24 protein-coding genes and 3 pseudogenes are annotated in these 25,005 nt (G+C 39.6%); 23 read left to right on the top strand and 4 right to left on the bottom strand.

Translation table 11 applies throughout. The annotated features are described in order from the left end of the window. Positions 1-34 precede the first annotated feature (34 nt). The 10 genes and pseudogenes from rpmG to HT729_RS06355 form a co-directional block, all read left to right on the top strand. Positions 35-184 carry a 50S ribosomal protein L33 gene (gene rpmG, locus HT729_RS06400; RefSeq protein WP_001809104.1) on the top strand — a complete coding sequence of 50 codons (150 nt, stop codon included), beginning with the start codon at positions 35-37 and terminating at the stop codon, positions 182-184. A gap of 39 nt (positions 185-223) precedes the next feature. Continuing rightward, positions 224-457 (top strand): preprotein translocase subunit SecG, encoded by a 234-nt coding sequence (gene secG, locus HT729_RS06395; protein ID WP_000282517.1) that lies wholly within the window; start codon positions 224-226, stop codon positions 455-457. Positions 458-718: 261 nt separating this feature from the next. Beyond that, positions 719-3,073 (top strand): ribonuclease R, encoded by a 2,355-nt coding sequence (gene rnr / locus HT729_RS06390; protein WP_172931811.1) that lies wholly within the window; start codon positions 719-721, stop codon positions 3,071-3,073. After that, positions 3,036-3,503, top strand: coding sequence for an SsrA-binding protein SmpB (smpB, locus tag HT729_RS06385; protein ID WP_001051750.1), 468 nt, complete (start codon positions 3,036-3,038; stop codon positions 3,501-3,503). The genes rnr and smpB overlap by 38 nt, the downstream gene beginning before the upstream one ends. 66 nt (positions 3,504-3,569) lie before the next feature. Next, a pseudogene (gene tehB, locus HT729_RS06380) lies at positions 3,570-4,378 on the top strand (SAM-dependent methyltransferase TehB). A gap of 72 nt (positions 4,379-4,450) precedes the next feature. Further along, positions 4,451-5,404, top strand: coding sequence for a competence protein CoiA family protein (locus tag HT729_RS06375; RefSeq protein ID WP_172931810.1), 954 nt, complete (start codon positions 4,451-4,453; stop codon positions 5,402-5,404). A gap of 18 nt (positions 5,405-5,422) precedes the next feature. Continuing rightward, entirely contained in the window at positions 5,423-7,225 is a 1,803-nt protein-coding gene (pepF, locus tag HT729_RS06370; protein ID WP_000244148.1) for an oligoendopeptidase F, read from the top strand. A 1-nt stretch (position 7,226) separates the two neighbouring features. After that, positions 7,227-7,940: an O-methyltransferase gene (locus tag HT729_RS06365; protein ID WP_007285038.1), complete on the top strand. Its 714-nt coding sequence runs from the start codon at positions 7,227-7,229 to the stop codon at positions 7,938-7,940. 66 nt (positions 7,941-8,006) lie between these two features. Continuing rightward, positions 8,007-8,948 (top strand): peptidylprolyl isomerase PrsA, encoded by a 942-nt coding sequence (gene prsA / locus HT729_RS06360; RefSeq protein ID WP_050261929.1) that lies wholly within the window; start codon positions 8,007-8,009, stop codon positions 8,946-8,948. 306 nt (positions 8,949-9,254) lie between these two features. Beyond that, a pseudogene (locus tag HT729_RS06355) lies at positions 9,255-9,350 on the top strand (IS630 family transposase); the annotation flags it as partial. Positions 9,351-9,842: 492 nt separating this feature from the next. Here the strand turns inward: HT729_RS06355 and HT729_RS06350 are convergent. From HT729_RS06350 to HT729_RS06335, 4 genes are all read right to left on the bottom strand, one after another. Beyond that, positions 9,843-10,463, bottom strand: coding sequence for a histidine phosphatase family protein (locus HT729_RS06350; RefSeq protein ID WP_172931809.1), 621 nt, complete (start codon positions 10,461-10,463; stop codon positions 9,843-9,845). Further along, a complete protein-coding gene (locus HT729_RS06345) occupies positions 10,463-10,945 on the bottom strand; it encodes an aminoacyl-tRNA deacylase (protein WP_050142051.1) in 483 nt (160 codons plus the stop codon). The genes HT729_RS06350 and HT729_RS06345 overlap by 1 nt, the downstream gene beginning before the upstream one ends. Continuing rightward, positions 10,945-11,787: a DUF368 domain-containing protein gene (locus HT729_RS06340; RefSeq protein WP_172931808.1), complete on the bottom strand. Its 843-nt coding sequence runs from the start codon at positions 11,785-11,787 to the stop codon at positions 10,945-10,947. The genes HT729_RS06345 and HT729_RS06340 overlap by 1 nt, the downstream gene beginning before the upstream one ends. 94 nt (positions 11,788-11,881) lie before the next feature. Next, entirely contained in the window at positions 11,882-12,682 is an 801-nt protein-coding gene (locus HT729_RS06335; RefSeq protein WP_172931807.1) for a glycoside hydrolase family 25 protein, read from the bottom strand. A gap of 143 nt (positions 12,683-12,825) precedes the next feature. Here HT729_RS06335 and glmU point away from each other — a divergent pair, with 143 nt between their 5' ends. The 13 genes and pseudogenes from glmU (at position 12,826) to HT729_RS06270 (ending at position 24,929) form a co-directional block, all read left to right on the top strand. Then, positions 12,826-14,205, top strand: a complete 1,380-nt coding sequence (gene glmU / locus HT729_RS06330; RefSeq protein ID WP_172931806.1) for a bifunctional UDP-N-acetylglucosamine diphosphorylase/glucosamine-1-phosphate N-acetyltransferase GlmU — start codon at positions 12,826-12,828, stop codon at positions 14,203-14,205. A 9-nt stretch (positions 14,206-14,214) separates the two neighbouring features. Beyond that, positions 14,215-14,760, top strand: a complete 546-nt coding sequence (locus HT729_RS06325) for an NUDIX hydrolase (protein ID WP_112443629.1) — start codon at positions 14,215-14,217, stop codon at positions 14,758-14,760. Positions 14,761-14,771: 11 nt separating this feature from the next. Further along, on the top strand, positions 14,772-15,086 hold the full coding sequence (gene macP / locus HT729_RS06320) for a cell wall synthase accessory phosphoprotein MacP (protein WP_000517865.1): 315 nt from the start codon (positions 14,772-14,774) through the stop codon (positions 15,084-15,086). A gap of 16 nt (positions 15,087-15,102) precedes the next feature. Beyond that, positions 15,103-15,795, top strand: coding sequence for a 5'-methylthioadenosine/adenosylhomocysteine nucleosidase (locus HT729_RS06315; protein WP_138701949.1), 693 nt, complete (start codon positions 15,103-15,105; stop codon positions 15,793-15,795). Between the two features lie 76 nt (positions 15,796-15,871). Next, positions 15,872-16,363, top strand: coding sequence for a chromosome segregation protein RocS (gene rocS, locus HT729_RS06310; RefSeq protein ID WP_000021242.1), 492 nt, complete (start codon positions 15,872-15,874; stop codon positions 16,361-16,363). A gap of 97 nt (positions 16,364-16,460) precedes the next feature. Further along, positions 16,461-17,051 carry a 3'-5' exonuclease gene (locus HT729_RS06305; protein ID WP_000440254.1) on the top strand — a complete coding sequence of 197 codons (591 nt, stop codon included), beginning with the start codon at positions 16,461-16,463 and terminating at the stop codon, positions 17,049-17,051. 8 nt (positions 17,052-17,059) lie between these two features. Continuing rightward, positions 17,060-18,823: a glycerophosphodiester phosphodiesterase gene (locus HT729_RS06300; protein WP_050246167.1), complete on the top strand. Its 1,764-nt coding sequence runs from the start codon at positions 17,060-17,062 to the stop codon at positions 18,821-18,823. Positions 18,824-19,254: 431 nt separating this feature from the next. Then, positions 19,255-19,545, top strand: a complete 291-nt coding sequence (locus HT729_RS06295; RefSeq protein ID WP_007284790.1) for a YSIRK-type signal peptide-containing protein — start codon at positions 19,255-19,257, stop codon at positions 19,543-19,545. A gap of 1,720 nt (positions 19,546-21,265) precedes the next feature. Continuing rightward, positions 21,266-21,463 (top strand): annotated as a pseudogene (locus HT729_RS06290) (hypothetical protein); the annotation flags it as partial. 27 nt (positions 21,464-21,490) lie between these two features. Then, positions 21,491-21,907: a transmembrane domain-containing protein gene (locus tag HT729_RS06285; protein ID WP_025170644.1), complete on the top strand. Its 417-nt coding sequence runs from the start codon at positions 21,491-21,493 to the stop codon at positions 21,905-21,907. A 230-nt stretch (positions 21,908-22,137) separates the two neighbouring features. Continuing rightward, entirely contained in the window at positions 22,138-22,845 is a 708-nt protein-coding gene (ccdA2, locus tag HT729_RS06280) for a thiol-disulfide oxidoreductase-associated membrane protein CcdA2 (protein WP_014017248.1), read from the top strand. An 11-nt stretch (positions 22,846-22,856) separates the two neighbouring features. Then, positions 22,857-23,414 (top strand): thiol-disulfide oxidoreductase-associated lipoprotein SdbB, encoded by a 558-nt coding sequence (sdbB, locus tag HT729_RS06275; RefSeq protein WP_172931805.1) that lies wholly within the window; start codon positions 22,857-22,859, stop codon positions 23,412-23,414. A gap of 123 nt (positions 23,415-23,537) precedes the next feature. Next, the gene (locus HT729_RS06270) at positions 23,538-24,929 is read left to right on the top strand and encodes an amino acid permease (RefSeq protein WP_050219067.1); all 1,392 of its coding nucleotides are present in this window, start codon (positions 23,538-23,540) and stop codon (positions 24,927-24,929) included. Positions 24,930-25,005: the final 76 nt, after the last annotated feature.

The following is a 25,005-nucleotide window of genomic DNA, read 5'->3' as shown; positions in this document are numbered from 1 at the left end:
TTGCAGGAAGTCTAATAAAAGTAAAGGAAATCTAGTGCGAGTAAAAATTAATCTCAAATGCTCCTCTTGTGGCAGTATCAATTACCTAACCAGTAAAAATTCAAAAACCCATCCAGACAAGATTGAGGTTTTAAAGTATTGTCCCAAGGAAAGAAAAGTAACCCTACATCTTGAATCTAAGTAGATTTTATGGTAAAATAATAGGGATTGTAAGGAGTTTGATATGTATAACCTATTATTAACCATTTTATTAGTATTATCTGTTGTGATTGTGATTGCGATTTTCATGCAACCAACTAAAAACCAATCCAGCAATGTATTTGATGCCAGCTCAGGTGATTTGTTTGAACGCAGTAAAGCACGCGGTTTCGAAGCTGTGATGCAGCGTTTGACAGGGATTTTAGTCTTTTTCTGGCTAGCCATTGCCTTAGCATTGACGGTATTATCAAGTAGATAAGAAAATAATGGGCAGGACTAGGTCTTTGCCTCTTTTTGTTTTTATATTCTTCAAAAATCTCTTCAAACCACGTCAGCTTTCATCTGCAATCTCAAAACAGTATTTTGAGCTGACTTCGTCAGTTCTATTCACAACCTCAAAACGGTGTTTTGAGCAACCTGCGGCTAGCTTTTTAGTTTGCTCTTTGATTTTTATTGAGTATGAAAGGATGTTTGAGAAGGTTTTACAGTAAAAGAAAATTAAAAAATCTAGAAAGAAAATATGAAAGATAGAATAAAAGAATATTTACAAGATAAGGGAAAGGTAACTGTCAATGACTTGGCTCAGGCTTTGGAAAAAGACGGTTCCAAGGATTTTCGTGAGTTGATTAAAACCTTGTCCCTAATGGAAAGAAAGCACCAGATACGCTTTGAAGAAGATGGCAGTCTGACCTTGGAAGTCAAGAAAAAACATGAGATTACCCTCAAGGGGATTTTTCATGCCCATAAAAATGGCTTTGGCTTTGTTAGTCTGGAAGGCGAGGAGGACGACCTTTTTGTAGGAAAAAACGATGTCAACTATGCTATTGATGGTGATACCGTTGAGGTCGTGATCAAGAAAGTCGCTGACCGCAACAAGGGAACAGCTGCCGAAGCCAAAATTATTGATATCCTAGAACATAGTTTGACAACCGTTGTAGGCCAAATCGTTTTAGATCAGGAAAAGCCTAAGTATGCTGGCTACATCCGTTCGAAAAATCAGAAAATCAACCAACCGATTTATGTGAAGAAACCAGCCCTAAAACTAGAAGGAACAGAAGTTATCAAGGTCTTTATCGATAAATACCCAAGCAAGAAACATGATTTCTTTGTCGCTAGTGTCCTCGATGTGGTGGGGCACTCAACAGATGTCGGAATTGATGTTCTTGAGGTCTTGGAATCAATGGACATTGTATCCGAGTTTCCAGAAGCTGTTGTCAAGGAAGCAGAAAGTGTGCCTGATGTTCCGTCTCAAAAGGATATGGAAGGCCGTCTGGATCTAAGAGATGAGATTACCTTTACCATTGACGGTGCGGATGCCAAGGACTTGGACGATGCAGTGCATATCAAGGCTCTGAAAAATGGCAATCTGGAGCTTGGGGTTCACATCGCAGATGTTTCCTACTATGTAACTGAGGGTTCTGCCCTTGACAAGGAAGCCCTTAACCGCGCGACTTCAGTCTATGTAACAGACCGAGTTGTTCCAATGCTTCCAGAACGACTGTCAAACGGCATTTGTTCCCTCAATCCTCAAGTTGACCGTCTAACTCAGTCAGCCATCATGGAGATTGATAAACATGGTCGTGTGGTCAACTATACCATTACACAAACGGTTATCAAGACAAGCTTCCGTATGACCTATAGTGATGTCAATGATATCCTAGCTGGCGACGAGGAAAAGCGACAAGAATATCAGAAAATTGTTCCTAGTATCGAACTTATGGCCAAGCTTCATGAAACTTTAGAAAACATGCGTGTGAAACGTGGTGCCCTTAATTTTGATACCAATGAAGCAAAGATTTTAGTGGATAAACAGGGTAAGCCTGTTGATATCGTTCTTCGTCAGCGTGGCATTGCCGAGCGGATGATTGAGTCTTTTATGTTGATGGCCAATGAAACAGTTGCCGAGCATTTCAGCAAGCTGGATTTGCCTTTCATCTATCGAATTCACGAGGAGCCAAAGGCTGAAAAAGTTCAGAAGTTTATTGATTATGCTTCGAGTTTTGGCTTGCGTATTTATGGGACTGCCAGTGAGATTAGCCAGGAGGCACTTCAAGATATCATGCGTACTGTTGAGGGAGAACCTTATGCAGATGTATTGTCCATGATGCTTCTTCGCTCTATGCAACAGGCTCGCTATTCGGAGCACAATCACAGCCACTATGGACTAGCTGCTGACTATTATACTCACTTTACTAGCCCGATTCGTCGTTATCCAGATCTCTTGGTTCACCGTATGATTCGGGACTATGGGCGTTCTAAGGAAATAGCAGAGCATTTTGAGCAAGTGATCCCAGAGATTGCGACCCAGTCTTCCAACCGTGAGCGTCGTGCCATTGAGGCTGAGCGTGAAGTCGAAGCCATGAAAAAGGCTGAGTATATGGAAGAATACGTGGATGAAGAGTACGATGCAGTTGTATCCAGCATTGTCAAATTCGGTCTCTTTGTTGAATTGCCAAACACAGTTGAAGGCTTGATTCACATCACTAATCTACCTGAATTTTATCATTTCAATGAGCGTGATTTGACTCTTCGTGGAGAGAAATCAGGAACAACCTTCCGTGTAGGTCAGCAGATTCGCATTCGCGTTGAAAGAGCTGATAAGATGACGGGCGAAATTGACTTCTCTTACATTCCAAGTGAGTTTGATGTGATTGAAAAAGGCTTGAAACAGTCTAGTCGCAGTGACAGAGGGCGTGGTTCAAGTCGTCGTTCAGATAAGAAGGAAGATAAGAGAAAATCAGGACGCTCAAATGATAAGCGCAAGCATTCACAAAAAGATAAGAAGAAAAAAGGAAAGAAACCTTTTTACAAGGAAGTAGCTAAGAAAGGAGCCAAGCATGGCAAAGGGCGAGGGAAAGGTCGTCGCACAAAATAAAAAGGCGCGCCACGACTATACTATCGTAGATACGTTAGAGGCAGGAATGGTCCTGACTGGAACTGAAATCAAGAGTGTACGAGCTGCTCGAATCAATCTCAAGGATGGCTTTGCCCAAGTAAAAAATGGAGAAGTCTGGTTGAGCAATGTTCATATCGCACCTTACGAAGAGGGTAATATCTGGAATCAGGAACCAGAACGTCGTCGTAAACTCCTGCTCCATAAAAAGCAAATCCAAAAGTTGGAACAAGAGACTAAAGGGACAGGAATGACCCTGGTTCCTCTTAAAGTCTATATCAAAGACGGTTATGCCAAGCTTCTTTTAGGTTTAGCTAAAGGGAAGCATGACTACGATAAGAGAGAGTCTATCAAACGTCGTGAGCAAAACCGCGACATCGCGCGCGTGATGAAAGCTGTTAATCAGCGATAAAAAGAGGAATTGAAAATGGAAAAATTAGTTGCCTATAAACGCATGCCTTTGTAGACTAAAGAAACCATGCCTGAAGCTGTTCAGCAAAAGCACAATACAAAAGTTGGGACTTGGGGAAAATTACTGTCTTGAAGGGAGCTCTCAAGTTTATTGAATTGACAGAAGAAGGGGAAGTTCTAGCTGAACACCTCTTTGAAGCAGGGGCAGATAATCCCATGGCACAACCACAAGTCTGGCACCGAGTGGAAGCTGCCACAGATGATGTGGAATGGTACTTGGAATTTTATTGTAAACCTGAGGATTATTTCCCTAAGAAATACAATACCAATCCTTTTCATTCAGAGGTTCTAGAGGCCATGCAGACAGTAAAACCAGGGAAAGCTTTGGATTTGGGTTGTGGTCAAGGGCGCAATTCTCTTTTTCTAGCCCAGCAAGGTTTTGATGTGACGGCTGTAGATCAAAATGACCTGACCCTTGAAATCTTGCAAAGTATTGTGGAGCAAGAAGATCTGGACATGACTGTTGGTCTTTACGATATCAATTCAGCTAGCATTGGGCAAGAATATGATTTTATCGTATCAACTGTTGTTCTCATGTTTCTACAAGCAGACTGCATTCCAGCTATTATTCAAAATATGCAGGATAAAACCAGTGTTGGTGGCTATAATCTTATCGTTTGTGCTATGGACACGGAGGATTATCCTTGCTCAGTGAACTTCCCATTCACCTTTAAAGAAGGGGAATTGGCAGACTATTACAAGGATTGGGAATTGGTTAAGTACAATGAAAATCCAGGCCATTTGCACCGTCGCGATGAAAATGGCAATCGTATTCAACTACGCTTTGCGACCATGCTAGCCAAGAAAATCAAATAAAAATGAATGAAGATTAGGAATTTTCCTGATCTTTTTTCTTTTTTACGAATAATATAGAAAAGGAGGGAAATCATGTTTGTTGCGAGAGATGCTAGGGGAAAATTGGTAAATGTGTTAGAGGATAAGCTTGAGAAGCAAGCATACACCTGCCCAGCTTGTGGAGGTCAGCTTCGTTTGCGTCAAGGACCAAGTGTACGGACCCATTTTGCCCATAAATCCTTAAAAGACTGTGATTATTCCTCTGAAAATGAAAGTTCAGAACATCTGGCCAATAAGGAATCACTTTATCACTGGTTGAAAAAAGATTCAGAGGTTCAATTAGAATACCTGCTTCCAGAGCTTAAACAGATTGCGGATGTATTTGTAAATGGCAATCTAGCTTTAGAGGTTCAATGTAGTCCCTTACCACAAAAACTTCTTAAAGAGCGCAGTGAGGGCTATCGTAGTCAGGGATACCAAGTACTGTGGTTGCTGGGTCAAAAACTGTGGATCAAAGACCGCTTAACCCGTCTGCAACAAGGTTTTCTCTATTTCAGTCAAAACATGGGCTTTTATGTTTGGGAAGTAGACAAGGGAAAACAGGTTTTAAGGATTAAATATCTTATCCACCAGGATCTTCGAGGTAAACTCCATTATCAGATTAAGGAATTTCCCTATGGTCACGGTAGTCTACTGGAGATATTACGTTTTCCCTATAAGAAACAAAAAATATCTCATTTTATAGTTTCTCAGGACAAGGACATCTGTCGTTATATCCGGCAACAACTGTACTATCAAAATCCCTTTTGGATGAAAGAACAAGCAGAAGCCTATCAAAAGGGGGAAAATCTTCTGACTTACGGGCTAAAAGAATGGTATCCACAAATTCGACCAATAGTAGGTAATTTTTGCCAAATTGAGAAAGATTTGACTCGCTATTATCAGTATTTTCAAACCTATTATCAAGAAAATCCTCAAAATGATTGGCAAAAGCTCTATCCACCAGCCTTTTATCAGCAATATTTCTTGAAAAATATGGTAGAATAGAAAGGATGGAGGAATCTAATGGTATTACAAAGAAATGAAATAAATGAAAAAGATACATGGGATCTATCAACGATCTACCCAACTGACCAGGCTTGGGAAGAAGCCTTAAAAGATTTAACAGAACAGCTGGAGACAGTAGCCCAGTATGAAGGCCATCTCTTGGATAGTGCGGATAGCCTACTCGAAATTACTGAATTTTCTCTTGAAATGGAACGCCAGATGGAGAAGCTTTACGTTTATGCTCATATGAAGAATGATCAGGATACACGTGAAGCTAAGTATCAAGAGTACTATGCCAAAGCAATGACACTCTATAGTCAGCTAGACCAAGCCTTTTCATTCTATGATCCTGAATTTATGGAAATTAGTGAAAAGCAGTATGCTGACTTTTTAGAGTCTCAACCAAAATTGCAGGTTTATCAACACTATTTTGACAAGCTTTTGCAAGGAAAGGATCATGTTCTTTCACAACGCGAAGAAGAATTATTAGCTGGAGCTGGAGAAATCTTTGGTTCAGCAAGCGAAACCTTCGCTATTTTGGACAATGCGGATATTGTGTTCCCTTATGTCCTCGACGATGATGGTAAGGAAGTTCAGCTATCTCATGGGACCTACACACGTTTGATGGAGTCTAAAAATCGTGAGATTCGCCGTGGGGCCTATCAAGCCCTTTATGCGACTTACGAACAATTCCAACACACCTATGCTAAAACCTTGCAAACCAATGTTAAGGTGCAAAACTATCGTGCTAAAGTTCGCAACTACAAGAGCGCTCGTCATGCAGCCCTAGCGGCTAATTTTGTTCCAGAAAATGTTTATGACAATTTGGTAGCAGCAGTTCGCAAGCATTTGCCACTCTTGCATCGTTACCTTGAACTTCGTTCAAAAATCTTGGGAATTTCAGATCTCAAGATGTACGATGTCTACACACCACTTTCATCTGTTGAATATAGTTTTACCTACCAAGAAGCCTTGAGAAAAGCAGAAGATGCCTTGGCAGTCTTGGGTGAGGATTACTTGAGCCGTGTTAAACGTGCCTTCAGCGAGCGTTGGATTGATGTTTACGAAAACCAAGGAAAGCGTTCAGGTGCCTATTCTGGTGGTTCTTACGATACCAATGCCTTTATGCTTCTTAACTGGCAGGACAATCTGGACAATCTCTTTACTCTTGTTCATGAAACAGGTCACAGTATGCATTCAAGCTATACTCGTGAAACGCAACCTTATGTTTACGGAGATTATTCGATCTTCTTGGCTGAGATTGCCTCAACGACCAATGAAAATATCTTGACGGAGAAATTATTGGAAGAAGTGGAAGACGATGCAACGCGCTTTGCTATTCTCAATAACTTCCTAGACGGTTTCCGTGGGACAGTTTTCCGCCAAACTCAATTTGCTGAGTTTGAACACGCGATTCACCAAGCGGATCAAAATGGTGAAGTCTTGACAAGCGATTTCTTAAATAAACTCTATGCTGACTTGAACCAAGAGTATTATGGTTTGAGTAAGGAAGACAATCCGGAAATCCAATACGAGTGGGCTCGGATTCCACACTTCTACTATAACTACTATGTATACCAATATTCAACAGGCTTTGCGGCGGCCTCAGCCTTGGCTGAAAAAATTGTCCATGGTAGTCAAGAAGACCGTGACCGCTATATCGACTACCTCAAGGCAGGTAAATCTGACTATCCACTTAATGTCATGAGAAAAGCTGGCGTTGATATGGAGAAGGAAGACTATCTCAACGATGCCTTTGCAGTCTTTGAACGTCGTTTGAATGAGTTTGAAGCCCTTGTTGAAAAATTGGGATTGGCGTAAGATGGTTGAATCGTATAGTAAAAATGCCAACCATAACATGCGTCGCCCTGTCGTCAAGGAAGAAATTGTAGACTTGATGCGTCAGCGTCAAAAGCAAGTCACAGGTTCCTTGAAAGAATTGGAAGACTTTGCCCGCAAGGAAAATATTCCCATTATTCCCCATGAAACGGTTGTTTATTTCAGGTTTCTCATGGAAACCATGCAACCTAAAAACATTCTGGAAATTGGGACGGCTATCGGTTTTTCAGCTCTCTTGATGGCAGAGCATGCGCCAAATGCTAAGATTACAACCATTGACCGTAATCCAGAAATGATTGGTTTTGCCAAGGAAAATTTTGCCCAGTTTGACAGTCGCAAGCAAATCACTCTCCTAGAGGGAGATGCGGTAGACGTCTTATCTACATTGACAGAGTCTTATGATTTCGTCTTTATGGATTCTGCCAAGTCTAAATACATCGTCTTTCTGCCAGAAATCCTCAAACATTTGGAAGTTGGAGGTGTGGTTGTCTTGGATGATATTTTTCAAGGTGGTGATGTTGCCAAGGACATTATGGAAGTTCGTCGTGGCCAGCGAACCATTTATCGAGGACTTCAAAGACTATTTGATGCAACCTTAGACAATCCAGGACTCACCGCAACATTAGTACCTCTGGGGGACGGCATTCTCATGCTTCGTAAAAATGTAGCAGATGTTCAATTGCCTGACAGCGAATGATTTTCAGAAAAATTTAAGAAAATATAGTAAAATAGATAGAGTAACACTTATCTCAAAGGAGTAGACATGAAGAAAAAACTATTGGCAGGTGCCATTACACTATTATCAGTAGCAACTTTAGCAGCTTGTTCGAAAGGTTCAGAAGGGGCAGACCTTATCAGCATGAAAGGGGATGTCATCACAGAACATCAATTTTATGAGCAAGTGAAAAGCAACCCTTCAGCCCAACAAGTCTTGTTAAATATGACCATCCAAAAAGTTTTTGAAAAACAATATGGCTCAGAGCTTGATGATAAAGAGGTTGATGATACTATTGCCGAAGAAGAAAAACAATATGGTGAAAACTACCAACGTGTCTTGTCACAAGCAGGTATGACTCTTGAAACACGTAAAGCTCAAATTCGTACAAGTAAATTAGTTGAGTTGGCAGTTAAGAAGGCAGCAGAAGCTGAATTGACAGATGATGCTTACAAGAAGGCCTTTGACGAATACACTCCAGATGTAACGGCTCAAATCATCCGTTTGGACAATGAAGACAAGGCCAAAGAAGTTCTCGAAAAAGCCAAGGCAGAAGGTGCTGATTTTGCTCAATTAGCCAAAGATAACTCAACTGATGAAAAAACAAAAGAAAATGGTGGAGAAATTACCTTTGATTCTGCTTCAACGGAAGTACCTGAGCAAGTCAAGAAAGCCGCTTTCGCTTTAGATGTAAACGGCGTTTCTGATGTGATTACAGCAACTGGCACACAAGCCTACAGTAGCCAATATTACATTGTAAAACTCATTAAGAAAACAGAAAAATCATCTAATATTGATGACTACAAAGAAAAATTAAAAACTGTTATCTTGACTCAAAAACAAAATGATTCAACATTTGTTCAAAGCATTATCGGAAAAGAATTGCAAGCAGCCAATATCAAGGTTAAGGACCAAGCCTTCCAAAATATCTTTACCCAATATATCGGTGGTGGAGATTCAAGCTCAAGCAGTAGTACATCAAACGAATAGTCCAAATCAATAAGTCAGGGAAAAAACTCGACTTCAGGAAAAAATGAAGTAAATCTTCCCACAATAAAACGCATAGTACAAGGTTTTCAATACCTGATATTATGCGTTTTTTGATTTTAAAGACTTTTTGACTAGCCCCATTTTTTAACTTAATACTCAGTGAAAAGCAAAGATTAAACTAGGAAGCTAGCTGTAGGCTGCTCAAAGAACAGCTTTGAGGTTGCAGATAAGTCTTATGAGGTCATCAACATATATAATGTGAAGCTGACGTGGTTTGAATAGATTTTAGAAGAGTATGAGTTGGAAGTTTTAATGGATAATGCAAGATTCCATAGAATGGGTAAGCTAAAGTTCTTATGTGAAGAGTTTGGGCATAAACTTTTACCTCTTCCTCCCTACTCATCTTATACTCAATGAAAATCAAAGAGCAAACTAGGAAACTAGCCGCAGGTTGTACTTGAGTACGGCAAGGCGACGTTGACGCGGTTTGAAGAGATTTTCGAAGAGTATTAGTATAGAAAAGTGAATCTGAACTAGTACATCACTGCTTCTAAAACATTCTTATAAATTGATTTAAATTCTCAAATCACATTATTCAGTTCTGATTTCATTTTGCTCTACAATTCTGTTGAGAAGACACGTGTTCATATCAAAAAGAGTCTGGGACAAAAAGATTTTGATTTTAGGAATTCTTTATTATAAATTTTAAAAATCGATAGATTAGACAAAAAGCGAACAAGACAGAATTCTGAGTGTCAGATAACTCGTTTTGTTCGCTTTTTATATTTAAGGCTAGACTTTTGTCCCAGACTCTTTTTACGAGGCTCTTTTGTCTTATTTTTGTTTCAACTGACTATATCTCCTATGGTTCTAGTTCAGAAGGCTAGGCTATAATTATGATTGATAAGAAGTATCATTCCAAGTATCGAGAGTGAATGTTTCAAAATCATGGGTTTCTAGAATGGTTAGGCTGGCATTTGCTAGACCGCCATCTTTACGAAGAAGTGGTTCTTTATAGCCTAGAAGAGTACGAAGACTGGCAGTAAGATTGGCGCCGTGTCCGACAATTAGAACACGCTCAGCTGGACTATCTTTGAGTGATTTGATAAATTGGATGGTCCGTTGTGTTGTACTGTAAAGTGACTCTGCTCCAAACATTTGAGTGTCAAATTGAGCAAGATTAGATCGGAAAGCTTTGATTTGTTGCGGGTAAATAGATTCCAAGGTTGCAATTTTCAAACCTTCCAACTTCCCAAGTTGCCATTCACGGAGATTAGGGACACTTTCTAAAGGACAGGGAGTCTTGAGTTGACTTTGGATAATCTCGGCAGATTTGACCGCTCGAGGTAAATCACTTGCATAAATCTGATCAAAAGGAATTTCCTTAAGATATTGGCCAAGTTGTTTTAGGGTTTCAATGGATTCAGGAAGAAGGGGAGAATCTCCACTAGCACCTTGAAAACGACCTTCTTGGTTCCAGAGGGTACGACCGTGGCGGACAAAGTAGAGTTTCATTACTTGCTGTCCTCCAAAATATCTACAAAGTCTGCCTTTACAAAGCTAGCTAAGTCTTGTGGCGCGATGATAATGCTGTGTCCGACTTCTCCTGCAGAGACAATCATTTGATCCAAACCTAGAGCAATTTTATCGATAAAAATGGGATAATTGTGTTTCTGACGAATTCCGACAGGATTATTAGCTCCATGAATGTAACCAGTTGTTTTTTCCAAGTCCTTTTGTGGGATCATGTTCACTTTTTTATTGCCGGAAATTTTGGCTAGTTTCTTTTCAGACAAGTGTTGAGTGATAGGGACAATTCCAATAATCGGTCCTGTCTTGTCTCCCAGAAGCGCCAAGGTTTTGAAAATCTGATCTCGTCCATAAGCTTGAGGCAGCTCTCCTTCCAGGGCATTGATTTGAATTCCCTGATGTGGGATACCTGCTTTAGACAGGATTTGTTCCACCAATGTTTTTTTGATTTTAACTTTTTTTGCCATTATTTATATTTATCCTCCAATTGGCTCATCCAAATACCAAGCCAGATTCCCAGTGCAAAGAAGAAGGCGATGATGACATACCCAACAAGAGAAAGGCCAGTGTATTGGATACTTTCAGCGTTTCCTGCATTTGGAATCAAGATCAAAAGGGTACTTGATAGGACGATACCGATGATGAAATGATAGACGCGTGAGTGGTAGTTGTTTAAGGCATAATCCATCAATTTTGAAAAAATGATGAGAGTTGCACCTGCACCAATTCCAATCGGGAAGAAGGTTCCCAAGAGGTCAAAGGTTTTGAAACCAGTCAACATAGGAGCATAGAGTCCCAAAATCAAAAGTAGATTTGATGGACTGAGGCCAGGAACCAAGACGCCAAGAGCCAGCAGTGCACCTGCTAGGACCAAATTAAGAAAGCTGGCACTTAAGGTTCCAACGACAAAATTTAAGGCATAGAGTCCTAAACCAGAAATGATAAAGGTTGTCCAGAACCAAACTAAATCAATCTTGTCTCGATCAGATTCTCGAGTTGATTCTTTGAGGAGGCTAGGAACCGTACCAATGATGGCACCCGCAAAGCTCCATAAGACAAAGACCTGATAATTTTCAAGCAGGTATTCAATCGGGTAAGAAAATAGGCCAATTCCCAGAAGCATACCGATGGCAACTGGAATAAAGTACAAAACATTTTCTTTAAAGTCTTTAAAGGGGTGGGCCAGAAAGCCAATCATTCGTTCATAAATTCCTAAGATTGCTGCTAGAACTCCTCCGGAAATTCCCGGTAGGATAAATCCAAGAGCAATGACAATCCCTTTAATAATGCGCGCTAACCATGAGAGCATATATTTCCTCCAACTATTTCTATTTCAAAAAATCCTTACTATATTGTATCACAATCAAACACAAAAAGAAAAAGCAAATGCTAAACAAATGCTTTTAAGGTTTTAAAAAGATTTTTCTAAAGGTTTCTTCTTTGTTTTTTAAGGGAGAGATGACGTTGATATCCAAATCGTGGTCAAAGCCGGCAATTTTTCCTTTAGATGTGTATTGGTGAATGTCATAATCTAAATCAGTTTTAGGACTGCTCTCCAAAAATCCTGAGTTAGAGCCGTAGGACGGAATCCAAACAGAGGTAAACTTGCCTGTATCAATACTATGTTCTTCCATGAAATAGACCCCAACGTAGATGCCGATGTTTTTAGCACCTAGTGATGCTAGTTTTGCTCGAAAGGCTTCAACACCCTCGTTCATATTGGACATGGTTTTGTCTTCTACGTCTAGCCAATAGTAACTAGGGCTGTAAGGAGAGGCAGCATTGTAGAAAACTTCAGCGACTTTTTCCATTTCTTGGACACTTTTTCCAGCTACATAAGCGTAGACCCCAACGGGGACATTCCGCTTTTGAAGTTCAGTGATATGACTCTTATAGGCCTTGTCTATTCCATTGATAAAGGAAGCATCATTTTCTTTTGTCGTTTGAGCACCGCTGTGAACACGAACAATAGCGCCTGAAATATTTTGTGCGAGAGTATCGTAGTTGATTTCCTCAGGACGCTGCCAGCCAGAGAGGTCAATAATCGGTTTGTCTAAGTGTTTCAAAGCCTGTGCTTCAATCTGTGCTATATTGGATTTTGTTTTAAAGGATTGGTTGTCATTAAGTGGGCGATTGATGATTAAAACGAAAATTATGATCCCAAAAAAACTAAATAAAATAAGTGGATGAATTTGTTTTCTCATATCTTATAATTCTACCCTAAAAATCAAAAAAAATCAAAAAAATGGGTTAAGGAAAGGACTTTGGAGCATTTTTTCATTCAAGGGCGCGGAATGATTTGAAATATGGTATAATAAAAGGGAATTTCTAGAGAAAAGAGAAGATTATGTCAAATTTTGCCATTATTTTAGCAGCGGGTAAAGGAACTCGCATGAAATCTGATTTGCCAAAAGTGTTGCACAAGGTTGCGGGTATTTCTATGGTGGAACATGTTTTCCGTAGTGTGGGAGCTATCCAACCTGAAAAGACAGTAACAGTTGTCGGACACAAGGCAGAATTGGTTGAGGAAGTCTTGGCTGGACAGACAGAATTTGTGACTCAATCTGAACAGTTGGGTACTGGTCATGCGGTTATGATGACAGAGTCAATCTTAGAAGGTTTGTCAGGTCACACCTTGGTCATCGCAGGAGATACTCCTTTAATCACAGGTGAAAGCTTGAAAAACTTGATTGATTTCCACATCAATCATAAAAATGTGGCTACTATCTTGACTGCTGAAACGGATAATCCTTTTGGCTATGGGCGAATTGTTCGTAATGACAATGCTGAGGTTCTTCGCATCGTTGAGCAGAAGGATGCCACAGATTTTGAAAAACAAATCAAGGAAATCAACACTGGAACATATGTCTTTGACAACGAGCGTTTGTTTGAGGCTTTGAAAAATATCAATACCAATAATGCTCAAGGAGAATACTATATTACAGATGTCATTGGCATTTTCCGTGAAGCTGGTGAAAAAGTTGGTGCTTATACTTTGAAAGATTTTGATGAGAGTCTTGGAGTAAACGACCGTGTGGCTCTTGCGACTGCTGAGTCAGTCATGCGTCGCCGCATCAATCATCAACACATGGTCAATGGGGTCAGCTTTGTCAATCCAGAAGCAACTTATATTGATATTGATGTTGAGATTGCTCCTGAAGTTCAAATCGAAGCCAATGTTACCTTGAAAGGGCAAACGAAAATTGGTGCTGAGACTGTTTTGACAAACGGTACCTATGTAGTGGACAGCACTGTCGGAGCAGGAGCTGTCATTACCAACTCTATGATTGAAGAAAGTAGTGTTGCTGACGGAGTGACAGTCGGACCTTATGCCCACATTCGTCCAGGTTCAAGTCTGGGTGCCCAAGTTCATATTGGAAACTTTGTTGAGGTGAAAGGTTCTTCAATCGGTGAAAATACCAAGGCTGGTCATTTGACTTATATCGGAAACTGTGAAGTGGGTAGCCATGTTAATTTTGGTGCAGGAACCATTACAGTCAACTATGATGGCAAAAATAAATACAAGACAGTCATTGGCAACAATGTCTTTGTTGGTTCAAATTCAACCATTATTGCCCCAGTTGAGTTAGGTGACAATTCTCTTGTTGGGGCTGGTTCAACTATTACTAAAGATGTGCCAGCGGATGCGATTGCTATTGGTCGCGGTCGTCAGGTCAATAAAGACGAATATGCAACACGTCTTCCTCATCATCCTAAGAATCAGTAGGAGCCTATCATGGAATTTGAAGAAAAAACGCTTAGCCGAAAAGAAATCTATCAAGGACCAATATTTAAACTGGTCCAAGATCAGGTTGAATTACCAGAAGGTAAGGGAACTGCCCAACGGGATTTGATTTTCCACAATGGAGCTGTCTGTGTTTTAGCAGTAACGGATGAGCAAAAACTCATCTTGGTCAAGCAGTACCGCAAGGCCATCGAGGCTGTCTCTTACGAAATTCCAGCCGGAAAATTGGAAGTAGGAGAAAATACAGACCCTGTTGCAGCAGCTCTGCGTGAATTAGAGGAAGAAACAGCTTATACAGGAAAATTAGAACTCTTGTACGATTTTTACTCAGCCATTGGCTTTTGTAATGAAAAGTTAAAACTATACCTAGCAAGCGATTTGACAAAAGTGGAAAATCCGCGTCCGCAGGATGAGGATGAAACCTTAGAAGTCCTTGAAGTGAGCTTAGAAGAAGCCAAGGAATTGATCCAATCAGATCATATCTGTGATGCCAAGACAATTATGGCTGTACAGTATTGGGAATTGCACAAAAAATAGAGGAGGTCAGTATGGGTAAACCTTTATTAACGGATGAAATGATTGAAAGAGCTAATAGAGGCGAAAAAATTTCAGGTCCTCCTTTGCTAGATGATAATGAGGAGACTAAGATTTTACCAACCTCTTCTTCCCGTTTTGGTTATGCCAATCCTAAGGATCATGGTTTTAGCCAGGAAACCTTGAAGATTCAGGTCGAACCGTCTATTCATAAAAGCCGTCGCATTGAAAACACCAAGAGAAATGTCTTCAATTCTAAACTGAATAAAATCTTATTTGCAGTCATCTTTCTCTTGATTTTGCTTGTCTTAGCAATGAAACTGTTGTAATAGAAAAGGAATTGAAATGAAAATAGGAATTATTGCAGCTATGCCAGAAGAACTGGCTTATTTAGTCCAGCATTTAGACAATGCCCAAGAGCAAGTTGTTTTGGGGAATACCTATCATACAGGAAGCATTGCCTCGCATGAAGTCGTTCTTGTAGAAAGTGGAATTGGTAAGGTCATGTCTGCTATGAGTGTGGCGATTTTGGCTGATCATTTTCAAGTGGATGCTTTGATTAACACGGGATCTGCTGGAGCAGTAGCAGAGGGTATCGCTGTTGGGGATGTCGTGATTGCTGACAAATTAGCCTATCATGATGTGGATGTCACAGCTTTTGGCTATGCTTATGGACAAATGGCGCAACAACCGCTTTATTTCGAATCAGATAAAACCTTTGTTGCCAAAATCCAAGAGAGTTTATCTCAATTGGACCAGAACTGGCATCTTGGTTTGATTGCTACAGGAGATAGTTTTGTTGCAGGAAATGATAAGATAGAAGCGATTAAGTCTCATTTCCCAGAAGTTTTAGCAGTTGAGATGGAAGGAGCAGCTATTGCTCAGGCATCGCATGCCCTTAATCTTCCAGTCTTAGTCATCCGAGCTATGAGTGACAATGCCAACAATGAAGCAAACATCTCTTTTGATGAGTTTATTATCGAAGCTGGACGTCGCTCTGCCCAAGTCTTATTAGCCTTTTTGAAGGCCTTAAATTAAGCGAAAATTTGACAGTTTTTCTAGCTTATGATAAGATTTAAGTAAAGAAAAGCTAGAAAACGTTTCAGAGGATATTATGAGTATTGAAATGACCGTCAGTGAGATTGCAGAGGTCTTAGGATTATCTCGCCAAGCAATCAATAACCGTGTCAAAGAATTACCAGAAGAAGACACAGATAAAAATGACAAAGGGGTAACAGTCGTTACCAGAAGTGGCTTGATTAAGCTAGAAGAAATCTATAAAAAAACGATTTTTGAAGATGAGCCTGTCAGTGAAGATGTCAAGCAACGTGAACTGATGGAGATTCTGGTTGATGAGAAGAATGCAGAAATTCTTCGTCTTTATGAACAATTAAAAGCCAAGGATCGTCAGTTATCAGAAAAAGACGAGCAGATGCGTATCAAAGACCGTCAGATTGCTGAGAAAGACAAACAACTGGATCAGCAACAACAATTGACTCTTCAAGCTATGAAGGATCAAGAAAATCTTAAGCTAGAGCTGGACCAAGCAAAAGAAGAAGTCCAATCCACTAAGAAAGGCTTTTTTGCTCGTTTATTTGGAGGATAATCAAGGAGCTGTTTAGGTTACATGCTAACCTGATGGCTTCTTTTGTTTGTGAATAGTATAGTTGATTAGAATAGAGACAGTAGAGGAGAGGTACAGAATGGAACGATTAGAAGATTACATTGCTTTTGATTTAGAATTTAATCAGCACGAAGGACAAACACACTTGATTCAAGTATCGGCAGTGCGTTTTAGAGATGGTCGGGAAATCGATGCTTATGATTCCTATGTTCATACCAGTGTCCCTCTAAAAAGCTTTATCAATGGTTTGACCGGGATTACAGCTGAGACCTTAAAAGATGCTCCTCCAGTTGAGAAAGTCTTAGAAGAATTCCAAGAGTTTGTGGGTTCTTTGCTGATGATAGGCTACAATGCTGCTAAAAGTGATTTACCTATTTTAGCAGAGCATGGTTTAGACTATAGCCAACAGTACAAGGTGGATTTGTATGATGAAGCTTTTGAACGTCGGAGTTCAGATTTACATGGTATTGCCAATCTCAAATTGCAAACTGTTGCCTCATTTCTTGGATTTCAAGGTCAGTCTCATAATAGTTTAGAGGATGCTCGGATGACGGCGCGTGTTTACGAATCCTTCTTAGAGTCGGATCAAGCTAGGGAATTGTTAGAGACAGAAAGTAGCTTATCAAACAATCCTTTTGGTGGCTTGGACTTGTCTCAATTATTTGACTAGGAGTGCCTATGAAACCTGAAAAACCTAAAAAATTGGGTCTTAAACAGATTTACCTCAATCTTGATAAAATCCTCTTTCTATTTTTCTTGATTTTTATGATAGTGGAGTATTTGTGGGTACCATTCAATTCATGGTTGGCTAGCTTCTTATTAGATCAGACAGGTTATCTTTTTATTTCCTATAACAATGTCTTAGCCATCCTTACTCATTCTCCATTGATTAGTCTAGCTTTTTTAGCCTTGATTGTAATTAACCTTCTGGTTGCTTATTTTCAAATAGGACTCCTCTTTATTGGTGCTCGTCATCTCCTCTATCATGAAAAGCGAAGGCTAATTGAGTATATCCGCAAGGTTTTCCATGAAAGTTTTGGATTTATGAAAAAGCTAACTTGCGCTAAAGCCTTGTTTATCTTTTTCTATATAGCTATGCTTTTTCCTTTTATACGGAAAATGCTGAAGATTTATTATCTTAATAAAATCGTCATTCCAGAGTTTATCCAAGCTTATTTAGAAGATAAATATTGGATGTGGTGGCTGAGCATCCTACTTCTATCTCTTATCTTTCTCTATGTCTCTGTCAGATTGATGTTTGCCCTTCCGAAGATTGTATATGATCAGCTGACTGTTCGAGAATCAGTGATGTTTAGCTTGGAGAAAACCAAGAAGAGAGTTACTTTTTATGCTTGGAATTTATTTTACATCTTGCTCAAAGCACATTTATTATTTTATCTTCCTTTGATTCCTTTATTATTGGCTCAAACTTTGGTAGATGATATCACTCAGAGAGAGTCTCTGATTCTTGGTATTTTGAATTTTGTCATGATTAAAAATCTCTATTATATGGCTCTGACTTATTTTTTGGTTAAATTTGTTTCATTTTTGACAGGAAAGGAGCTGGATATGCTTCCTAGGAGAGAAAAAGATCACATCGTGCGATGGGGTGTCATGACTTGTGCCAGTCTTTTCTTTGCCTTAGAAGGTTATATTTATCTGGAGGCTCCCATGGTTCATCTACCTCAACTTATTTCTCACCGAGGGGTTTCCAATGCAAATGGGATTCAAAATACAGTAGAGTCCTTGGAAACTACAGCACAACTCAAACCAGACTTGGTGGAGACGGACGTGCAGGAAACAAAAGATGGGCAGTTTGTCATGATGCATGATGCTAACTTGAAAAATCTAGCAGGTATCAATAAAAGTCCTCAAGACTTAAACTTGGAGGAGCTTAAAGGGATTGATATTTTTGAAAATGGCTACCAGACTAAAATTTCAAGCTTTGAAGATTATCTCAGTCGAGCCAACGAACTTGGTCAAAAATTACTAATTGAAATTAAAACCAGTAAAAAAGATAGTCCAGACATGATGGACCGTTTTTTAGCCCGTTATGCTGCAAAGCTCAAGATTTATGGACATCAAATCCAGTCTTTAGACTACCATGTTGTCGAAAAAGTAAGACAGTATGATGCCGAACTGCCAGTTTATTTTATCATGCCCTACAATTCTGTCTTTCCTAAAACAAGGGCGACAGGATATACTATGGAGTACTCGACCTTGGATGAATATTTTGTAAGCAAACTATGGACAACGGATCAGAAACTTTATGTCTGGACTGTCAATGATTCAGAAGCTATCAATAAATCGCTTCACTTAGGAGTAGATGGAGTGATTACAGATGATTTGGAAAAAGTTCAGTGGGAAATAGAAGTAGCCCAAGAAGATCCAGAATATACGGATTTGCTCTTGAAAAAAGCTCTGGAATTCTTTGAATTTTAGTAATAAAAAAGAGGAACAACTATTCCTTCCGTGATAGGTAAGTATTTTTCGGAGAGCCTGTTTTTTTATTTGTTGAGTCTAGGATAGTTCTTGCTGGCGATAGATAGCAAGACGAACAGCTTCTTTTGAATGTCATATAAATTTAAAATTTCTGAAAATAACGAAAAATATACTAAATTTACAAATAAGGAGCCTCTAAATCCTTTAAAATAAGCAATATATATATATATATATAATCATCGATTTTCTAAAACAAAGTGAGGTTGAAGGAAGGGAACTAAGTTGATATAATGAAGTATTAGTAGACAATGGGCCTTTTTGTCATTTGTTTAAGATGAAAAAAGGTCATGTTTTCCTGTTTTTATTGCGAGTTGATGCCTGCATGAACATGGCTAGAGGAGCAAAGACAGGGTAGAAAGAAAGGAAAAACTATGAAACAGTTTAAAATGAATGAGCGTCAACGCTTTTCTATACGCAAGTTTTCAATTGGAGCAGTCTCAGTCTTGCTAGGGTCTGTCTTTTTTATAGCTAATCCAGCGACAGAAGTCCAGGCGGCGGAAGTAAATACAGAAGTGGTCAGTCAGGATGGAAATGGCAACACTGGGAATCCATCTGTCTTACCGCCATCAGATACAAGCAATCAAAATCTTAACGTAGAACAAGAAGGAGCTAAACCAAACACTCAAGAGACAGAGAAAAAAAGAGCCAGGAACTTCATCTAAAGATAGTGAAGGAAAAGCTAAGTCAACAGTAGAGAATAAAGGTGATGAAAAAGTTGATGGTGTAGTTAAACCTGTATCTGGTGAATTATCTACTGTGTCCGAGGTAGAAAAAGATAAAAAAGAAGTACAACCAGAGTTGGAAGAAAAATCCTCAATTATCAAAGAAGAAGCTAATAGAGAAGATAAGATAGATCAATCTCAAGAAGAAGATGGGGATCAGTTATATGATAAATTGATAGATGCATCTAAAAGATTGAAAGAATCCAATCCTGAGTCGGCAGCAGCTTTTAAAAACTTAGCAGATACTATCAACGAAAAGTTAGGACTTTCAGACGACGGAAAGATTTCTGGAGAACTTGTCGAAAAAGCTCACAAGTTACTAGATGGTAATCAAGTGATGATGTCAAAAAATGATAGTGAGGAAAATTCTGAGGAAAGAGGAGTTCATGTAAGAAAAAGACGGAATATAGCAGGATTAACAATTGGGAGATGGAATGCAGTACGTAAACAAATAGAAGTTTCTAATATACTAGTAGTACCAGGTGGAGATAGAGTATTTGGTAATATTTTGAAAATTAGTGCTAAATCAAATCATGAGAAAATTACTAGCATATCTGTAACTGGTCATGAAAACATGGGGTTAAAGGTCGAATCTTCTATCAATGGGAGTGAAGCATCTTTGACTTTCGACGGAATTACTCCGCGCAGGGGTCAGTATTTATTGAATGTAACAGTAACTACTTCAAGCGGTAGTCAGACGACACAATTTGGATACTATCTCCCTTTTCAGAAGCCGACTATTAATACACCAAATGATAGTACAGATGCAAGTGTCCCGAGCTTAGCAGGTAAAGCTAATGAAAAACCTAATATTGATGTGACAATTCCTTATGTTCCTAAATTACCTAATGGCGCAAAGATGAAAGTATATTTGGTAACCGGAGGTTCGGATATTTCTAATTATGGAGGGAGTACGGATGGATTAGCTTATCCGGAAGGTTATAATATACTTGCCTCTAAAGATATATCTCCTAATAATGATGGGGATGGTTCTGCACGCCAAATTACTATTACCCAGTCTGATTATAAGTCTGGAGTTAATAAGATAGGAACAGATAAATTTAGAGCACTCACTGTTATCGAAGTAAATAATAACGTAAACGATGGTAATCCACGAGAACGTGGTTCCTGGTTTAGTGATGAAAGAAGAGCGACAGCACCAGTAGCTAAAGAAGCAACACCTGAAAAACCAACAGTTGCCTCTAGCGAAGCGAATGCCAATGTAACGGTAACACCAAGTGCGAATGCAGACCATGTAGAAATTAGCATTGGAAGCGACAAAGTTGTAGCTACGAAATCAGGGTCAAGCTGGAGCCTAACACCAACAAAATCAGGTGTCAGCATTGATGGAGTAAGTGGTGTTGTTACAATTTCCCATAATGCGGCTAGTGCAGGAACTCAAGTAAGTGCGACAGCTAAACATGGTAATAGTGAAGTTAGTGCTTCTTCAACACCAGTCAGCTTGCCATCAAAACGATATTATCCAATTCCCGATTCGTATAACGTAACATCGCAACCTTCTACTCCTACTCAGCCAGACCAAGGAGCTACTGAGACTCCAACAGCTCCATCTGAGCCAGCTCCACAACCGTCTCAACCAACTGCTTCGGGTCAACCTGCAAGTCCTGCTCCAGCTCCGACTCAAGCACCTAGAGCGGCAGCAAGTCCTTCAGTTAGCTCAACGAGCACGCAAGCTCCAGCTCAAGAGCAAGTTGACAAGTCTGAACTTCGTGCCTTGACTCAAGAGTTAGACCAACGCTTGAAAGCTTTGGCAACAGTATCTAATCCGAAAATCGATGCAGCCAAGGCGGTCCTCCTAGATGCTCAAAAAGCTCTGGAAGATAGTGCCTTGACAGAGCAAGGTCTACGTACTGCAGTAGAGTCTGTGAAGGCTGCCTTGGACTCTCTCAAAGATGTGAAAGCAAATGCTAGCGACAGCAAGCCTGCACAGGACAAGAAAGATGCCAAACAAGGAACGGAAGATAGTAAGGATTCAGATAAGATGACTGAAACAAACTCAGTTCCAGCAGGAGTGATTGTAGTCGGTCTACTCGCCCTTCTAGGTGTGATTGCCTTCTGGTTGGTTCGCCGTAAGAAAGAGTCAGAAATCCAGCAATTAAGCACGGAATTGACAAAAGTTCTTGGACAGCTAGATGCAGAAAAAGTAGATAAAAAAGTCCTTGCTAAAGCCCAAAACCTTCTCCAAGAAACCCTTGATTTCGTGAAAGAGGAAAATGGCTCAGCAGAGACAGAAGCTAAACTAGTAGAGGAGCTTAAAGTAATCCTTGCCAAACTCAAGTAAAACTTGATTTATGAAATGTCAGATCTAAAAGACATTTTCGTTCACAAAAGCAGCGACGAGTAACCCTTGTCGTTGCTTTTTGGCTATTTTGGGGGATAAGATCCGCCTTGACTAGCAAAAGAAAAGATTGGTCCAGTAGTGCCCGATACGATTTTGCGTAGCAGAAAGCATACAAATGAAATTGAATATAGTAAAATAGGATTAGAAATCTTAAGAAAGTTGGTTCTTTATTGGAAACGATAGTATTTTCAATTTCCGTTTTTTTAGCAGGGGTCTTGTCCTTCTTTTCTCCCTGTATTTTTCCTCTTCTGCCAGTCTATGCTGGGATTTTATTGGATGATCAGGAAAGCGCAAAAAGCTTTTCTTTATTTGGGAGAAAGGTTCTCTGGTCAGGCTTGATTCGAACACTTTGCTTTATCGCAGGTATTTCACTCATTTTCTTTATTCTAGGCTTTGGTGCTGGTTACTTTGGTCATATTCTCTATGCAAATTGGTTTCGATATGTTATGGGAACAATTATTATCATTTTGGGACTTCACCAGATGGAAATTTTTCATTTTAAGAAATTAGAGGTTCAAAAAAGCTTTACTTTTAAGAAATCAGAAGCCAATCGTTATTGGTCAGCCTTTTTACTCGGTATTACCTTTAGCTTTGGTTGGACGCCTTGTATTGGTCCAGTTTTAAGTTCTGTTTTAGCGCTTGCGGCTTCTGGAGGCAATGGAGCTTGGCAAGGTGCTATCTATACTCTTATTTACACTCTGGGGATGGCTCTTCCTTTCTTGGTCTTGGCTCTAGCTTCAGGTCTAGTCATGCCTTATTTTAGTAAAATCAAACGTCATATGATGCTAATGAAGAAAATTGGTGGTTTCCTCATTATTTTAATGGGAATTTTGTTACTATTAGGACAAGTAAATGTTCTAGCTGGAATTTTTGAATAAAGGAGAAAATGATGAAAAAAGTAATGTTTGCTGGCTTAAGTCTCTTGTCATTAGTTGTATTGATAGCCTGTGGTGAGGAAGAAACTAAAAAAACTCAAGCCCCACAACAGCCAAAACAAGAAACGCCTGTACAGCAAATTGCTGTTGGGAAAGATGCTCCAGACTTCACCTTGCAATCCATGGATGGTAAAGAAGTCAAGTTATCTGATTTTAAGGGTAAAAAGGTTTACTTGAAGTTTTGGGCTTCCTGGTGTGGTCCATGTAAGAAAAGTATGCCTGAGTTGATGGAATTAGTTGCAAAACCAGATCGCGATTTTGAAATTCTTACTGTCATTGCACCAGGAATTCAAGGTGAAAAAACTGTTAATCAATTCCCACAATGGTTCCAAGAACAAGGATATAAAGATATCCCAGTTCTTTATGATACTAAAGCAACAACCTTCCAAGCTTATCAAATTCGAAGCATTCCTACAGAATACCTAATTGATAGTCAAGGAAAGATTGGAAAGATTCAATTTGGTGCTATCAGTAATGCGGATGCAGAAGCAGCATTTAAAGAAATGAACTAGAATCGATAAAAATCTGATTACAAGATGTAGTCAGATTTTTTTTTAGAAAAATATTTTATAAATAGTCACAAATCTCCTATATTTATGGTAAAATAGAATCATCATTTTATTTGGAGAAGAAATATGAATATATTTAGAACAAAGAATGTAAGTTTGGATAAAACGGAGATGCACAGGCATTTGAAGTTATGGGATTTGATTTTGCTGGGTATCGGAGCCATGGTAGGGACAGGCATCTTTACAATTACAGGTACTGCAGCTGCCACACTTGCTGGTCCAGCCCTAGTGATTTCAATCGTCATTTCTGCCTTGTGTGTGGGATTATCAGCCCTCTTTTTTGCAGAATTTGCTTCACGAGTACCTGCTACAGGTGGTGCCTACAGTTATCTCTATGCTATTTTAGGAGAATTCCCAGCCTGGTTGGCTGGTTGGTTAACCATGATGGAGTTCATGACAGCCATATCAGGCGTAGCTTCGGGTTGGGCAGCTTATTTTAAAGGCTTGCTCTCTCAATACGGGATAGCCCTTCCTCAGCCTTTAAATGGTACCTTTAATCCTCAAGCAGGGACATTTGTTGATTTATTGCCTATTCTTGTCTTGGTCTTGGTGACCTCGCTTGTTTTACTCAATGCTAAAGCAGCCTTACGCTTTAATTCTATTCTAGTTATTTTGAAATTCTCGGCTTTAGCTCTCTTTGTTTTAGTAGGAATTTGGCATATCAAACTTGATAATTGGAGTAATTTTGCTCCTTATGGTTTTGGACAAATCTATGGTGCTAGTACTGGTATTATGGCTGGTGCCTCCTTGATGTTCTTCGGTTTTTTGGGATTTGAATCCATCTCTATGGCTGTAGATGAGGTCAAGACTCCTCAAAAAAATATTCCTAGAGGGATTGTCTTATCGCTTTCTATCGTAACCATTCTCTATGCCTTGGTGACGCTTGTTTTGACTGGTGTGGTTCACTATAGTCATTTAAATGTCAATGATGCCGTTGCCTTTGCCCTTCGTAGCGTTGGGATCAGTTGGGCAGCCAACTATGTGTCATTAGTGGCTATCTTGACCTTGATTACAGTTTGTATCTCGATGACCTATGCCCTATCGCGTATGATTTACAGTTTAGCGCGCGATGGCTTAATGCCTGCCGCCTTTAAAGAACTAACGAAGACTAGCAAGGTACCAAAGAATGCTACTATTTTAACAGGTCTAGCTTCAGCAGTAGCAGCAGGAATGTTCCCTCTTGCTAGTATCGCAGCCTTCTTAAATATTTGTACCTTAGCCTACTTGATTATGCTAGCTTACGGCCTGATTCGCTTACGGAAAGAAAAAGGCATGCCCAAAGCAGGAGAATTTAAAACACCATTGGTACCCTTATTACCGATTTTATCAATCATCATTTGTCTATCCTTCATGTTGCAGTATAATATGGAAACTTGGATTGCTTTCCTAGTTGCTTTGTTGATAGGAAGTATTATTTACTTCACTTATGGTTATAAGCATTCTACCATAGAAGAATAATACTCTTCGAAAATCTCTTCAAACCACGTCAGCTTCGCCTTGCCGTATGTATGGTTACTGACTTCGTCCGTTTCAT

Origin of the sequence: Streptococcus sp. 79, assembly GCF_013277425.1 — a bacterium.
Taxonomy (GTDB): Bacteria; Bacillota; Bacilli; order Lactobacillales; family Streptococcaceae; genus Streptococcus; species Streptococcus pseudopneumoniae.
The sequence above is the reverse complement of the archived record's forward strand: the minus strand, read 5'-3'. Positions and strand labels throughout refer to the sequence as shown.